Raw genomic sequence first — 14,469 nt, forward strand, 5'->3', positions numbered from 1 at the left:
TTCCGGAACGACGGCAGGCTTGCGCTGGCTGCCATCTGGCTACTTGATCGGAATCTGAGCGGAGGTGCCCCAGCGGCGTTGCGAGGATTTGAGTTCGACTTCCGCGCCGTTGGGGTCGGGCTTGCCGGTGGCAATGAGCGCGAAAGACACGTCGCCTTCCTCCTCGGTGTGCGTGTCGGTGACGCTCGCGGGCACTTTGGCGCCGAGTTTGATGCGCATGGTGGATTCCTTGATGGTCAGCCCGGGGGGCAGCGGCGGGAAGAAGCTGCCCTTGACCTCGCTGCCGAGGTGCAGGATGCGCTTGCCGCCGTCGGTGGTCACTTTCTCAAGCGTCACCTTGCCCGCGAGATTCTCGGCGCGGAGGTTGCCCTTGGCCTGCATGTCCTTGATCATGGCGGCGGCGTTGACGTTCCACGAGTCGCCGACTTTCTTGCGCTCCTTGGTGCCGAAGAACTCGTCGTCGGACGCGCCGGACTTGCCGACGGACGCGGCGGCGCTCAACGCGCGCGCGAGTTCGCCCGTCGCGCGCTCACCGGCGGCTTCGAACACGGGCTTGCCGTCCTCAAGGAAGGCCTTCACCACGGCGCCGCCGCCGAGGAGCTGTTTGCGCTCCGCGCCGACGGTGAGCGCGAGGTTCGAGACCTTGTGCGTGAAGCGTTGGGGCTTGCCCTTCGCGTCCACCTCCTCGACGGTCGCCTCGGACTTGAACTCGATGAGGAGCTTTTCCCTGCGATTGGTGACGGCCTTGCCGCCAGCGGAGAGCGCGGTCTCGGTTTCCTCGTGGACGGTTTTGGTGATGGCGAAGCGGTCGCCGGCCTTCAGAGGGCGGTGGAGCCGGATTTCGAAGTCCTGCGCGGCGGCGGCGGCGGTGAAGGCGGCGAGGAGCAGCGGGAGGCGCGCGAGTGTCATGGGGGTGCGAGGGTTGTAGGCGCGCGCGGGCCGGAAGGCGAACAGATTTTCGCGGGCGGGTTTCGCCGGGCTCGGGAGGCGATTCAGGCCTGCGCTGCCTGCGCGGTCATTGTCTGAAATAGCTTTTGCACTCCGTGACGGGCTTCGATACGTTTCGCGAGCTTGGTGTCCGGCTGGCTGACCCATTCCCGGTTGAGTCGCTTCTCCGACAGAACCCCGCCGGCTTCCACGCAGCGCAAACCGAAGCATCATCACGATGAGCCAGTCACAGACGAGCACCCAGGCCCGCTGGCACGGCCTCCCGCCCAAGCAGGGCCTTTACGATCCGCGGTTCGAGCATGACGCGTGCGGCGTCGGCTTCGTCGTGAACATCAAAGGGAAGAAGTCGCATGAGATTTTGCGGCAGGGCGTCCAGATCCTGGTCAACCTCGACCATCGCGGCGCGTGCGGATGCGAGCCGAACACGGGCGACGGCGCGGGCGTGCTGTTCCAGATTCCGCACAAGTTTTTCCAGAAGGTCGCCACCGCGCACGACTTCGAACTGCCCGCGCCCGGCCGCTACGGCGTGGCGATGATCTACATGACGAAGAAGTCGGATGACCGCCACCATTGCGAGCGGATCTTCGAGCGGGTGGTGCGCGAGGAAGGGCAGACGGTGCTCGGCTGGCGCACGGTGCCGACGGACAACTCGACGCTCGGCGCGACCGCGCGCGCGGCCGAGCCGTTCGTCCGCCAGTGCTTCATCGGCCGCAACACGCGCAAGGCGCGCGACGAGCAGACGTTCGAGCGCAAGCTGTTCATCATCCGCAAGCGCGCCCTCACCGAGATCCGCAACTCCGGCGAGCGCGGCACGCAGTGGTGGTATGTGCCGAGCATTTCGTGCCGCACGATCGTTTACAAGGGCATGCTCATGCCGGGGCAGGTGGACCATTATTATCCCGACCTGCGCGACCCGGACATGGAGACGGCGCTGGCGCTGGTGCACTCGCGCTTCTCGACGAACACCTTCCCGAGCTGGGAGCGCGCGCACCCGTATCGCTACCTCGCGCACAACGGCGAGATCAACACGCTCCGCGGCAACATCAACTGGATGCACGCGCGCCAGGCGATGTTCGAGTCGGACGTCTTCGGCAAGGACATCAACAAGATCTTCCCCATCATCAACCCGAACGGCTCGGACTCCTCGATGTTCGACAACTGCCTCGAACTGCTCGTGCTCGCCGGCCGCCCGCTGCCGCACGCAATGATGATGATGATCCCCGAGCCGTGGACGAACCACGAGTCCATGAGCGACGAGCGCAAGGCGTTTTACGAATACCACTCGTGCCTGATGGAGCCGTGGGATGGTCCGGCCTCGATTGCGTTCACCGACGGCGTTCAAATCGGCGCGTGCCTTGACCGCAACGGGCTGCGGCCTTCGCGCTACTACGTCACCAAGGACGACCTCGTGGTGATGGCGAGCGAAGTCGGCGTGCTCGACATCGCGCCGGAGCGCGTGTTGCAAAAGGGCCGCCTCCAGCCCGGCCGCATGTTTCTTGTGGACACCGCGCAGGGCCGCATCATCGCCGACGAGGAGATCAAGGACTCCATCGCCAAGGCGCAGCCGTATCGCCAGTGGATCAACGAGAACATGGTCGAGCTCGACAAGCTGCCCGACGCGCCGCACGTGCCCGAGCCCGACCACAACACGGTGCTGCACCGGCAGATGGCGTTCGGCTACACGTTCGAGGACTTGCGGCTGCTGATGGTCCCGATGGCGCGCGACGGCGTGGAGGCCGTCGGCTCGATGGGCACGGACACCCCGCTCGCGGTGCTCTCGCAGAAGCCGCAGTTGCTCTACACTTATTTCAAGCAGCTCTTCGCGCAGGTCACCAACCCGCCGATTGACTGCATCCGCGAGGAAATTGTCACCTCGACCGAGACGACCATCGGCTCCGAGCGCAGCCTGCTCAAGCCCGAGGCCGAGAGCTGCCGGCTCATCGAGCTCAAGCAGCCCATCCTCAGCAACGAGGAGTTTGCGAAGCTCAAGCACCTCAACCATCCGCACTTCAAGTCCGCCACGCTGCCGATCCTCTTCAAGGCGGGCGAGGGACCCGGCGGCTTGGAGAAGGCGATGGACGACTTGTGCGAGGCCGCGACGAAGGCCATCAAGGACGGCGCGAACGTGCTCATCCTCTCCGACCGCGGCGTGAACAAGGACAACGCGCCCATCCCCGCGCTGCTCGCGGTCGCCGGCGTGCATCATCATCTCATCCGCGAGGGCACGCGCACGCGCACCGGACTCGTGCTCGAATCCGGCGAGCCGCGCGAGGTGCACCACTACTCGCTGCTCATCGGCTACGGCTGCGGCGCGATCAATCCGTATCTCGCTTACGAGACGCTCGACGACCTCATCCAGCAGGGCTTGCTCACCGGCATCAATCACAAGACCGCGGTGAAGAACTACACGAAGGCGGCCGTGAAAGGCGTCGTGAAGGTGACGTCCAAGATGGGCATCAGCACCATCCAGAGTTACCGCGGCGCGCAGATCTTCGAGGCCATCGGCCTCAACGACGCGGTCATAGACAAGTATTTCACCTGGACGCCCTCGCGCGTCGGCGGCATCGGCATCGAAGCCATCGGCAGGGAAGTGCTCACGCGGCACGAGCACGCGTTCCCCGACCGCCCGGCGAACGGGCACGCGCTCGACGTGGGCGGCCAGTATCAGTGGCGCGCGGACGGCGAGCTGCACCTCTTCAATCCGCAGACCGTCCACAAGCTGCAGAAGGCCGTTCGCAACAACGATTACAAGACCTTCAAGGAATACTCCGCGCTCGTGAACTCGCAGATGCGCGACCTCTACACGCTGCGCGGGCTGCTGGAGTTCAAGCCGGCGACGGCCATCCCGATCGGGCTGGTCGAGCCCGTCGAGAGCATCATGCGGCGCTTCAAGTCGGGCGCGATGAGCTACGGCTCCATCAGCGGCGAGGCGCACGAGACCCTCGCCATCGCGATGAACCGCATCGGCGGCAAATCCAACACCGGCGAAGGCGGCGAGGATCCCGCGCGCTACGCGTGGACCAACGACCGCGGCGACTCGAAGAATTCCGCGATCAAGCAGGTCGCGAGCGGGCGCTTCGGCGTCACGAGCCTTTACCTCACGCACGCGAAGGAACTGCAAATCAAGATGGCGCAGGGCGCGAAGCCCGGCGAAGGCGGCCAGCTTCCCGGCGGCAAGGTGTATCCGTGGATCGCGCGCGTCCGCCACTCGACACCCGGGGTCGGACTCATTTCACCGCCGCCGCATCACGACATCTATTCCATCGAGGACCTCGCGGAACTCATCCACGACCTCAAGAACTCGAACCGCGAGGCGCGCATCAGCGTCAAGCTCGTCGCCGAAGTCGGCGTGGGCACCGTCGCCGCGGGCGTCGCGAAGGCGCACGCGGATGTCGTGCTCATCAGCGGTTACGACGGCGGCACGGGCGCATCGCCGCAGACGAGCATCAAGCACGCGGGCATTCCGTGGGAACTCGGCCTCGCCGAGACGCACCAGACGCTCGTGCTGAACAACCTGCGCGCGCGCATCGCGGTCGAGACCGATGGCCAGCTCAAGACCGGTCGCGACGTCATCCTCGCCGCGCTGCTTGGCGCGGAGGAGTTCGGCTTCGCCACCGGCCCGCTCGTCGCCATGGGCTGCATCATGATGCGCGTCTGCCATCTGAACACCTGCCCGGTCGGCGTGGCCACGCAGGATCCGCGGTTGCGCGGCCTCTTCCCCGGCAAGCCCGAGGACGTGGTGAATTTCATGACCTTCATCGCGCAGGAAGTCCGCGAGCTGATGGCGCAGCTCGGCTTCCGCACGATCAACGAGATGATCGGTCGCGTGGACGTGCTCGAGCCGCGCAAGGCCGTCGAGCATTGGAAGGCGCGCGGGCTGGACTTCAGCAACATCCTGCACTCACCCGACGTGCATCTCAGCGTCGGGCGCTACTGCCAGGTGCCGCAGGAACACGGCCTCGAGAAGTCTCTCGACATGACGATCCTACTCGACCTGTGCAAGCCCGCGATTGAGAAGCGGGAAAAGGTGGTGGTGCAGTTGCCGATTCGGAACACGAATCGCGTCGTCGGCACGATCCTCGGCAACGAAATCACCAAGCGCCACGGCGCGGGGGGTTTGCCCGAGGACACCATTCAGCTTCACTTCAAGGGGTCGGCGGGACAGAGCCTCGCCGCGTTCGTGCCGGGCGGTGTCACCATCCGCCTCGAAGGCGACGCCAACGATTATTGCGGCAAGGGACTGAGCGGCGGCCGGCTCATCATCTATCCGCCCGGCGGCTCCACGTTCCGCGCGGAGCACAACATCATCGTCGGCAATGTGGCGCTCTATGGCGCGACGGGCGGCGAGGCGTTCATCCGCGGCATGGCGGGCGAGCGCTTCGGTGTGCGCAACTCCGGCGTGTGCACGGTCGTCGAGGCCGTCGGCGACCACGGCTGCGAATACATGACCGGCGGCACCGTGGTCGTGCTCGGCAGGACGGGCCGCAACTTCGCGGCGGGCATGAGCGGCGGCGTCGCCTACGTGCTTGATGAGGACGGCGACTTCGCCCGGCGCTGCAACATGCAGATGGTCGGCTTGGAGCGCATCGAGGGCCGCGACGAGTCGAACGCGGTGCGCGACTTGATCGAGCGGCACGTGATCTACACCGGCAGCGAGCGCGGCCGCAACGTGCTTGCGATGTGGCAGGCCATCGTGCCGAAGTTCGTGAAGGTGATGCCCAAGGACTACAAGCGCGTGCTGGCTTCGCTGAAGAAGGCCGAGGCGGCGGGACTCACCGGCGACGACGCCCTCACCGCCGCGTTCGAGGAGAACTCGAAGGACGCCGCGCGCGTGGGCGGCGGTTGATGCGATGACCTTCTGGCCGACCGTCAACCGAGCGGAAACCCCCGCACCGATTCTCAACCACTGACATGGGCAAACCCACCGGATTCCTTGAATTCACGCGGCAGCTTCCCGCCGACCGCGAACCGCTCGTGCGCACCGCCGACTGGCGCGAGTTTCACGACCCCATGCCGGAGCCCAAGCTCCGCGAGCAGGGCGCGCGCTGCATGGATTGCGGCGTGCCCTTCTGCCACACCGGCCAGCTCCTCAGCGGCATGGCCAGCGGCTGCCCCATCAACAACCTCATCCCGGAGTGGAACGACCTCATCTATCGCGGCCTCTGGCAGGAGGCCCTCGAACGCCTGCACAAGACAAACAACTTCCCCGAGTTCACCGGCCGCGTCTGCCCCGCGCCGTGCGAAGGCTCCTGCGTGCTCGGCCTCAGCGCGCCGCCCGTCACGATCAAGAACATCGAGAATGCAATCATTGACCGCGGCTGGGACGAAGGCTGGGTCAAACCCGAGCCGCCCGCCACGCGCACCGGCAAGAAAGTCGCCGTCGTCGGCTCGGGTCCCGCCGGCCTCAGCGCCGCCGCGCAACTCAACCGCGTCGGCCACCGCGTGCTCGTCTTCGAGCGCGCCGACCGCCCCGGCGGCCTGCTCATGTATGGCATCCCCAACATGAAACTCGACAAGAACGAGGTCGTGCTGCGCCGCCTCAAGCTGATGGAGGAGGAGGGCATCAAGTTCGTCTGCAACTGCGAAGTCGGCAAAGACCTCACCACCAAGCAGCTCATGGAGGAGTTCGACGCCGTCGTGCTCGCCACCGGCGCGACCAAGCCGCGCGACCTGCCGATCGAGGGCCGCCAGCTCAAGGGCGTCCACTTCGCGATGGAGTTCCTGCACAACAACACCAAGGCGCTTCTCGACCAGCACAAGAACGGCAGCTTCATCACGGCCGGGGGCAAGGACGTCGTCGTCATCGGCGGCGGCGACACCGGCACCGACTGCGTCGGCACCGCGATGCGGCACGGATGCAAGAGCCTTGTGCAGGTGGAAATTCTTCCCAAGCCGCCGCTGGACCGTGCCAAAGACAACCCCTGGCCTGAATGGCCCAGGACCTACAAGCTCGACTACGGGCAGGAGGAAGCTGCGGCGAAGTTTGGCGCCGATCCGCGCGTGTATCTCACCACGGCGACGAAGTTCGAGGGCGACGAGAACGGTCAGGTCAAAGCCGTTCACCTCATCAACGTCGAGTGGTCCCGCAACGAGAAAGGGCAGTTCATCCCGAAGAACATCCCGGGCACTGAACGCGTCCTTCCCGCGCAACTCGTCCTGCTGGCGATGGGCTTCCTCGGACCCGAGCAGCCGCTCCTCGAAGCCCTCGGCGTCGAGCGCGACCCGCGTTCCAACGTGAAGGCCGACCACGGCAAATTCCAGACCAGCCTGCCGAACGTCTTCGCCGCGGGCGACTGCCGTCGCGGCCAGAGCCTCGTCGTCTGGGCCTTCAACGAAGGCCGCGGCGCCGCGCGCGAGTGCGACCGCTACCTGATGGGCGCGACGAACCTGCCCTGAGCAAACCCCTCGTGCAGGCGGGGTGGACGCGCCATCCGGGTGAATCAAGCGGGTCTGGTTGCCGGCCCCCCGCAACTCATTCGCAGGATCCGGCAAGTCCCTGCCGCGATGGAAGCAGCGCCTGGCGCCGTTCGCGCTCGCCCGGATTGCAAGAACGCCCTCGTATCCGCGCTCGTTTGGTGAGTAGCGGGTGACAAGGCTGCGGAGCTGGGCTTCCGCCGATCGTTGTGGCATCGCGGACTGGGTGGCAACCACGGATTGCTCATGGTTCGAAGGTCCGCCCGACTCGGCGCTACACCGTCATGATCTCCTTTTCCTTGTGTGCAAGGTGATCGTCTATCTTCTTGATGTATTGGTCGGTGAGCTTCTGCACTTCCTCCTCGCCGCCCTTGATGTCGTCCTCGGAGATGTGGCCGTCCTTCTTGAGCTTCTTCAGAGCCTCAATGGCTTGACGGCGTTCGTTTCGGATGGCGATGCGGTTGTCCTCGGCCATTTTCTTGCCGACCTTGACGAGTTCCTGCCGGCGCTCGGTGCTGAGCTCGGGGAGGAAGAGCCGGATCACGCGTCCCTGCACGGATGGGTTCAGCCCGATGTTGGCGGCTTGGATGGCCTTCTCGATGGCCTTTGCGTTGCCGGCGTCGAAGGGCTGCACCACGAGCGCGCGCGGTTCGGGCGTGCTGATGGAGGCCAGTTCGCGCAGTCGCATCGTCGCGCCGTAGGCCTCGACCTGGATGTTCTCGATGAGCGCGGGTGAAGCCTTGCCCGTGCGCAGCGCGGAGAACTCGCTCACCACGTGCTGCTCGGTCTTGATCATCTTCTCCTCGGTCTCCAGCAGGATGTCGTCCACGGTCATAAGCCTGTCGTCGGTTTTGGGTTTCGGGCCTCGAGTTTCGGGTTCGGCGTGCCGGCGTTCAACTTCAAACCTGAGACTCCCGCCATGCGTGTCAGTGGACGAGGGTTCCGACCTTTTCGCCGAGGATCACGCGCCGGATGTTGTGCGGCTTGAACAGGTCGAACACGATGATCGGCGTCTTGTTGTCCATGCAGAGCGAGAACGCCGTCGAGTCCATGACCTTCAACTGGCGCTGCAGCGCGTCCAGATACTTGATCTCGGCGAACTTCTTCGCCCGCGGGTTTTTCTTCGGGTCGCTGTCGTAAATGCCGTCCACTTTCGTCGCCTTGAGGATGACCTCGGCGCCGATCTCGTTCGCGCGAAGGGCGGCGGCGGTGTCGGTGCTGAAAAACGGGTTGCCCGTGCCGCCGGCGAAGATGACCACGCGGCCCTTCTCGAGGTGCCGCACCGCGCGCCGGCGGATGAACGTCTCGGCAATCTGCGCCATCGCGATGGCGGTTTGGACGCGCGTGGCCACGCCGGCCTTTTCGAGCGCGTCCTGCAAGGCCAGCGCGTTGATGACCGTCGCGAGCATGCCCATGTAGTCGCCGGTGGCGCGGTCGATGCCGCGTTCCTCGCCCTGGATGCCGCGGTAGATGTTGCCGCCGCCGACGACGATCACGAGCTGGACGCCGAGCGCGCGAATCTCGGCGATCTGCTTCGCCATGTCGCGGACGACCTCGGGGCAGATGCCCGAGCCCGCCTCGCCCCCGATGGCTTCGCCGCTGAGCTTGAGGAGGACGCGCTTGAACTTCGGTTGGGGCTTCCGTGCCATGGGCGCTGCGAGTGTGGGGCAGCGGCTTTGAAGCGTCAACGCCCGCTTGGGAACCCGGGGTTGCGGCGGGAAAAACCGCTGCGTGACTTCGGACTGAAGCTTTCCCGCAACTACGCAAGCCCGCGAATCGGCTGTCCGCGGGTCACGGCCTCGATGAGGTTTGGCGGGAGCCCGTCCGTCACGCGCACCTGCCCGATGTCGAGCAGCGTGTGCATGATGGTCGCCATCAGGTCGGGGATCGTCACGGGATTGGACGCCGGCTCGCCGCCGTCGCGCGACGACTGGCCGATGACCTGGCCCATCTTCAACCCGCCGCCGTAGAGCATGAGCGGCGCGAGGTTGCCCCAGTGGTCGCGGCCACCGTTCCGGTTGATGCGCGGCGTGCGGCCCATCTCGCCGCAGCACACGAGGAGGATTTTGTCCCGCAGCCCGCGCGCCTCGACGTCCTCGATGAACGCCGACACCGCGTGGTCGAACGGCGTGCCGACATAGCCCATGCCCTCGGTCATCGTTGCGTTGTTCGCGTCCGCGTGCATGTCCCACACGAAGTTTGTGGTCACCGTGACGAATCCCGCGCCGCGTTCGCACAGGCGCCGCGCGAGGAGCAGCAGCCGGCCGAGCGTCGCCGCGTTCTCCGCGTAGCGCGGATGGTTTTTCCACACGGTGCGGATGGTGTCCTTCGGCACGAGCGGAGCGGTGTCGTAACGCGCCACGAGCCGCGGGTCCTCGCGCGAAAGGTCGAACGCATCGGAGGCGCCGCCGAGCAGCGTGTCGAACGCCTGTTGCTGGAACGCGCCCAACCCGTCGAGCCCGCCGCCCTCGCCCGCGCGGCGCTTCCACTGGTCGAGCGCGCCGAGCAGCGCGCGGCGGTCATTGAGCCGGTCCTGCGGCAGGTTGAGCCTCATGTCCTGCTGCAAGCCCGCGCCCGAGCCCGGCACGAACGGCGCGCAGGCGGGACCGAGTTCGCCCGCGGACTCGAAGTTGCCAAACTGCGCCACCGGCGGCCCCGCCGACGGGTCCACGGCGCGCGGGAACAGCGCGATGTTTGTGGGGATGGCCGAGTCCGGCCGAAGCGGACCCGCGATGCGCGAGTAGAGCGAGCCCATGTTCGCACGCAACGTGTCGCGGCCGACGACGGGCTTGATGTCGTGGTTGCCGTCGCCCGTGACGAACGAGCGCACGACGCTGAACTTGTCCGCGAGCCGTGCGAGTCGCTGGAACGTGCCGCCGAACGTGACGCCGGGGATGGAGGTCTTCACCTCGCCGGTCACGCTGCGGATGCCGTCGGGCGCGTCCATCTTCGGATCGAACGTCTCGATCTGCGACGGCCCGCCGTGCATGAAGAGGAAGATGACCGACTTGTCGCGCAGCGGCAGCTTGTTCGCGCGGGCGAACGCGCGGACGGCAAGCAAATCCGCGAGCGTCCAGCCGCCCAGCGCCAGCCCGCCGACGCTCAGAAAGCGGCGCCGGCGAAGCGATGCACCGGACAAGACGCAGTCTTGAAAGTCTAGCATGGCGTGTGGGCGGGGATTGCCCGGGCTTTGATGGTCGCCACTGTGGGCGCGTCTCCCGCCATTGGCAATTCGAAATCCGGCCGGTGCCCGGCAGCGGGGTGCATCCGATTTCCCGCTCGACTTGGGTCCGGGTGCGCGGAAGATGCGCGGCACGGCTGTCGCGGAAAACCAGCCGCGAATCAAACACCGCATGACTTGCCCGGATTCCCTTCACGCACTGGCTTCCGACGTTCGCGCGCTGATGCGCAGCCCGGGGGCGAGCGATGCAGCCTTTTCCGGACTTGCCCTGCGCCTCTATGCGGCGCAGTCGCACGCCAATCCACCCTACCGGCGCCTGGGCGGGCAGCGCGGGCTCCCGGCATCGGGTGTCGCCTCGTGGCGCGACATCCCGGCGGTGCCCGCGTGCGCGTTCAGGGAGTTTGAGTTCTCGTGCCTCGAACCCGCGGACCGGACCGCCGTCTTCCACTCGAGCGGCACCACGGGCGCAACGCCGAGCCGCCACTTCCACGGGCGCGACTCGCTCGCGCTCTACGACGATTCCGCATGGCACTGGTTCGAAGGTTGCGTGAGACCGGCGGAACGGAGCCGGCTTTTCATTCTCACGCCGCCGCCGGCCGCCGCGCCGCACTCCTCGCTGGTCCGCATGTTCGACACGGTGCGGCGCAAGCTGTCCGCGGGTGACGCGTGTTTCCACGGTCGCGCCGACTCGGCCGGGGCGTGGCACCTGGATTTGGAACCGCTCGCGGATTCCCTCGCCGCGTCGGCGGCGGCGGAGCTGCCGGCGCTTGTTCTCGGCACGGCGTTTTCATTCGTTCACCTGCTGGACGGGCTCGCCGGCGCGGGACGCCGCGTGGCGCTTGCCCCCGGTTCGCGCGTGATGGAAACGGGCGGTTACAAGGGCCGCTCCCGCGAGCTTGCGCCGGGCCGGTTGCACGAGATCATGACGCGGCAACTCGGCGTCGCTCCGCGCGACATCGTGCGCGAATACGGCATGAGCGAACTCAGCTCGCAGGCCTACGGCGGCGCGGCCGGCGGCGGGTTCCGCTTTCCGCCGTGGGCGCGCGCGCTCGTGGTGTCGCCCGAGACGGGACGGGAGGTGGCCGAGGGTGAAACCGGCTTGCTCCGCGTGGTGGACCTCGCCAACGTCTGGTCGGTGATGGCGATTCAAACGGAGGACCTCGCGGTGAGGCGCGGCTCCGGGTTCGAGCTGGTGGGACGCGCTGCGCCCGCCGAGCCGCGCGGCTGTTCGCTGATGGCGGCCTGACATGAGCCCGGCGCCCCATCGCTCCCGCACGCTTGCGCTCGCCGCGGTGCTGCATGCCTTCACGCACATCTACCAGGTGGCGCTCATGCCGCTTTACCTGCCGATCGTCGCAGACCTCAAGCTCGAGGGAGAAGGTCAGGCGACGCTGCTGGTGACGGTGATGCTCGTGGCGTATTTCGGGCCCGCGTATCCGGTCGGGATGCTCGCGGACAAATTCAGCCGCACGACCCTGCTTGGCTGGGGCCTGCTGCTCAACGCCGTGGCTTTCATCGCGCTCGCCTTCGCGCCGAACTACGCCGTCGCGCTCGCCTGCGTCGCGGTGTCGGGCGTGGGCGGCAGCTTTTTCCATCCGTCGGCGACGGCGCTCGTGGCGCAGCTCTACCCGGTGGGGACCGGCCGCGCGCTCGGCCTGCTCGGCGTGGGTGCGAGCCTCGGGTTCTTCGTTGGGCCGCTGTTTTCCGGTTGGCGCGCGGAGACCACGGGCAGTTGGCGCGCGCCGGTGCTCGAACTCGGCGTGCTGGGCGTGGTGATGGCCGGCGTGTTTGCGTGGGTTGCGAGGGAAGTGCGCGCCACGGGTGCTTCCACGAAGGAGCCGCCGCGGCCGGTCCCGGCCCGGATGTTCAACACGCGCGCGGCGTGGGTGCTGTTCGTCGGGGCGGCGCTGGCGTTTGGGCTGCGGGATTTCGCGGGTCACGGGATGGCCAGCCTCGGCTCGCTGTTTCTGCAGAAGGCGCACGCGTTCTCGGTGAAGGAAGTCGGCGCGGCGCTCGGCGCGATGTATCTGCTCTCGGCCCTGAGCAACCCGATCTTCGGCCACTTCAGCGACCGCGGGCGGATTCGATGGACGTGCGCCGTGCTCTTGGCGAGCGCGGCGCTCATCGCGGTGTATCCGCACCTCGCGCGCGGCGGGCTGGTGCCGGTGTTTCTGCTGTATGGATTCTTCCTCATGGCGAGCTACCCGATGGTCGAGGCGGCGTTGATGGAGTCGGTGCCGGACTCGGTGCGCGGGCGGGTGTTCGGCCTGTTCATCACCATCGGCGGCATGGTGGGCAACACCTCGCACGCGCTCGCGGGCCGGCTCGTGGAAAACCTCGGCCCGCGCGCCTCGGACCCGCCCGCCTACTTCAGCGTGTATGCGGGACTTTCCGGTTTGATGGTCATCTCGCTTGCGGGCCTCGCGTGCCTGCACTGGCTGCGGCGCGCGGAGCAGGCGGCCCGCGATGCCGGCGGTCGCGGGCCGGCCGTCCTGCCTTCCACCGCGGGCGAACCATCCGCCGCCTCATGACGCTGCCCAATTATTTCCTGGCCGACCTGCCGGTGGGGACGGTCTTCAGCGCGGAGATGATCCGCGAGGCGTGCCTCACGTTGAAGCGCAACCGGCTTCAATACCTTGCCGTGCGCCGCACGCAGAGCCTGGTCCGCGCGCTCATCCTCACGGCGGAAAACTGGCTGGACGACGAGTTCCCGCTGCGCCGGCTTGCCGCGCAGGAGGGCCCCGCGCAGACGGGGTTTTCGCAGGCCACGCTGATGGGCGGGCTCGACGCGTATTTCAAGCAGCTCAACGGCGAGCATATCGAGTCGCTGCTGCTGCAGGAGCTCGGGCATTTGCAGCGCCTCGACGGGATGGCGTCGCCGCCGAACGAGCACCGCTCGCAGCGCTTCGCGATGGCCACCGGGCCGGACCTGCTGGTGCACATCACCGGCGGGCTTGTGCCCAATCCGGTCATCAACAACCTCGTGCTCGGCCTGCTGCTGCGCTCGGCGCAGTTCGTCAAGTGCGCGCGCGGGACGTCGTTCATCCCGCGCCTCTTCGCGCATGCGTTGCGGCAGACCGAGGCCAAACTTGGCGCGTGCATCGAGATCGCCGAGTGGCCCGGCGGCACCGAGGAACTCGAGCGCGAGCTGTTTTCGCAGGCCCGGTGCGTCACCGTGATGGGTTCGGACGAAACCCTGCAGGCCGTCCGGCAGAAACTCCCGCCGCGCGTCAGCTTCGTCGGCTACGGCCACCGCGTCAGCTTCGGCTACATCACGCGCGAAGCGCTCAGCGGCTGGCGCTTCAAGAAAATCGTCGCGGCCGCGGCGGACGACGTGACCGCGTGGAACCAGCTCGGCTGCCTCTCGCCGCACGCGTTTTACGTCGAGGACAACGCGACCGGCGACGCGGAGCAGTTCGCGTCGCAGCTCGCCGCGGAGCTCGACCGCCGCGAAGCCGCCGAGCCGCGCGGACCGGTGGATGCCGGGGCCGCGTCGCGCATCGCGATGATGCGCGGCTTCTATGAAGTCCGGCAGGCGCACAGCCTCGGCACGCGCCAGTGGGCCAGCGAGGGTTCGACCGCGTGGACGGTGATTTTCGAGGTGGACCCGCGCTTTCAAGTGTCCTGCCTGAACCGGTTCATCTACGTGAAGGCCACGCCCGGCTTGAAGGAAGCGCTCGAGGGCGTGGACCGTTTCCAGGGGCAAGTCTCGACGGTCGGCGTGGCGGCGGGCGAGACCGAGCTCGAGGAAATCGCGGCGCAACTGGCGCACTGGGGCGTCACGCGCATCTGCCCGCTCGGCCGGATGCAGCACCCGCCGCTCACATGGCGTCACGACGGCCGTCCGCCGCTCGGCGACCTGGTGACATGGACCGATTGGGAACAGTGACCGCCGTCGCTGCCGATGACTTTGCACTTTGAACCTT

The 14,469-nt window shown here is 67.1% G+C and carries 9 protein-coding genes; 5 read left to right on the forward strand and 4 right to left on the reverse strand.

Annotation, left to right across the window (positions count from 1 at the left end):
- Window positions 1-39 precede the first annotated feature (39 nt).
- The gene (locus FJ386_03905) at window positions 40-909 is read right to left on the reverse strand and encodes a hypothetical protein (protein MBM3875849.1); all 870 of its coding nucleotides are present in this window, start codon (window positions 907-909) and stop codon (window positions 40-42) included.
- A 256-nt stretch (window positions 910-1,165) separates the two neighbouring features.
- Between FJ386_03905 and gltB the strand changes: the two genes are divergently transcribed.
- Entirely contained in the window at window positions 1,166-5,794 is a 4,629-nt protein-coding gene (gltB, locus tag FJ386_03910; GenBank protein ID MBM3875850.1) for a glutamate synthase large subunit, read from the forward strand.
- Between the two features lie 65 nt (window positions 5,795-5,859).
- Window positions 5,860-7,344 (forward strand): glutamate synthase subunit beta, encoded by a 1,485-nt coding sequence (locus FJ386_03915; GenBank protein MBM3875851.1) that lies wholly within the window; start codon window positions 5,860-5,862, stop codon window positions 7,342-7,344.
- Between the two features lie 292 nt (window positions 7,345-7,636).
- Here the strand turns inward: FJ386_03915 and FJ386_03920 are convergent, their stop codons facing one another.
- The 3 genes from FJ386_03920 to FJ386_03930 form a co-directional block, all read right to left on the reverse strand.
- Complete coding sequence (locus FJ386_03920) at window positions 7,637-8,197, reverse strand: ribosome recycling factor (protein ID MBM3875852.1); 561 nt, start codon at window positions 8,195-8,197, stop codon at window positions 7,637-7,639.
- A 91-nt stretch (window positions 8,198-8,288) separates the two neighbouring features.
- On the reverse strand, window positions 8,289-9,011 hold the full coding sequence (locus tag FJ386_03925) for a UMP kinase (protein ID MBM3875853.1): 723 nt from the start codon (window positions 9,009-9,011) through the stop codon (window positions 8,289-8,291).
- Between the two features lie 110 nt (window positions 9,012-9,121).
- The gene (locus tag FJ386_03930; GenBank protein MBM3875854.1) at window positions 9,122-10,525 is read right to left on the reverse strand and encodes a DUF1501 domain-containing protein; all 1,404 of its coding nucleotides are present in this window, start codon (window positions 10,523-10,525) and stop codon (window positions 9,122-9,124) included.
- A 241-nt stretch (window positions 10,526-10,766) separates the two neighbouring features.
- Here FJ386_03930 and FJ386_03935 point away from each other — a divergent pair, with 241 nt between their 5' ends.
- From FJ386_03935 to FJ386_03945, 3 genes are read left to right on the forward strand one after another with little or no spacing between them, the layout of a single operon-like run.
- Complete coding sequence (locus FJ386_03935; GenBank protein MBM3875855.1) at window positions 10,767-11,789, forward strand: hypothetical protein; 1,023 nt, start codon at window positions 10,767-10,769, stop codon at window positions 11,787-11,789.
- 1 nt (window position 11,790) lies between these two features.
- Window positions 11,791-13,074, forward strand: coding sequence for an MFS transporter (locus FJ386_03940; GenBank protein MBM3875856.1), 1,284 nt, complete (start codon window positions 11,791-11,793; stop codon window positions 13,072-13,074).
- Complete coding sequence (locus tag FJ386_03945; protein ID MBM3875857.1) at window positions 13,071-14,432, forward strand: hypothetical protein; 1,362 nt, start codon at window positions 13,071-13,073, stop codon at window positions 14,430-14,432. Before FJ386_03940 ends, FJ386_03945 begins: the two co-directional genes overlap by 4 nt.
- Window positions 14,433-14,469 lie beyond the last annotated feature (37 nt).

This window comes from Verrucomicrobiota bacterium (assembly GCA_016871675.1).
GTDB lineage: Bacteria > Verrucomicrobiota > Verrucomicrobiia > Limisphaerales > VHCN01 > VHCN01.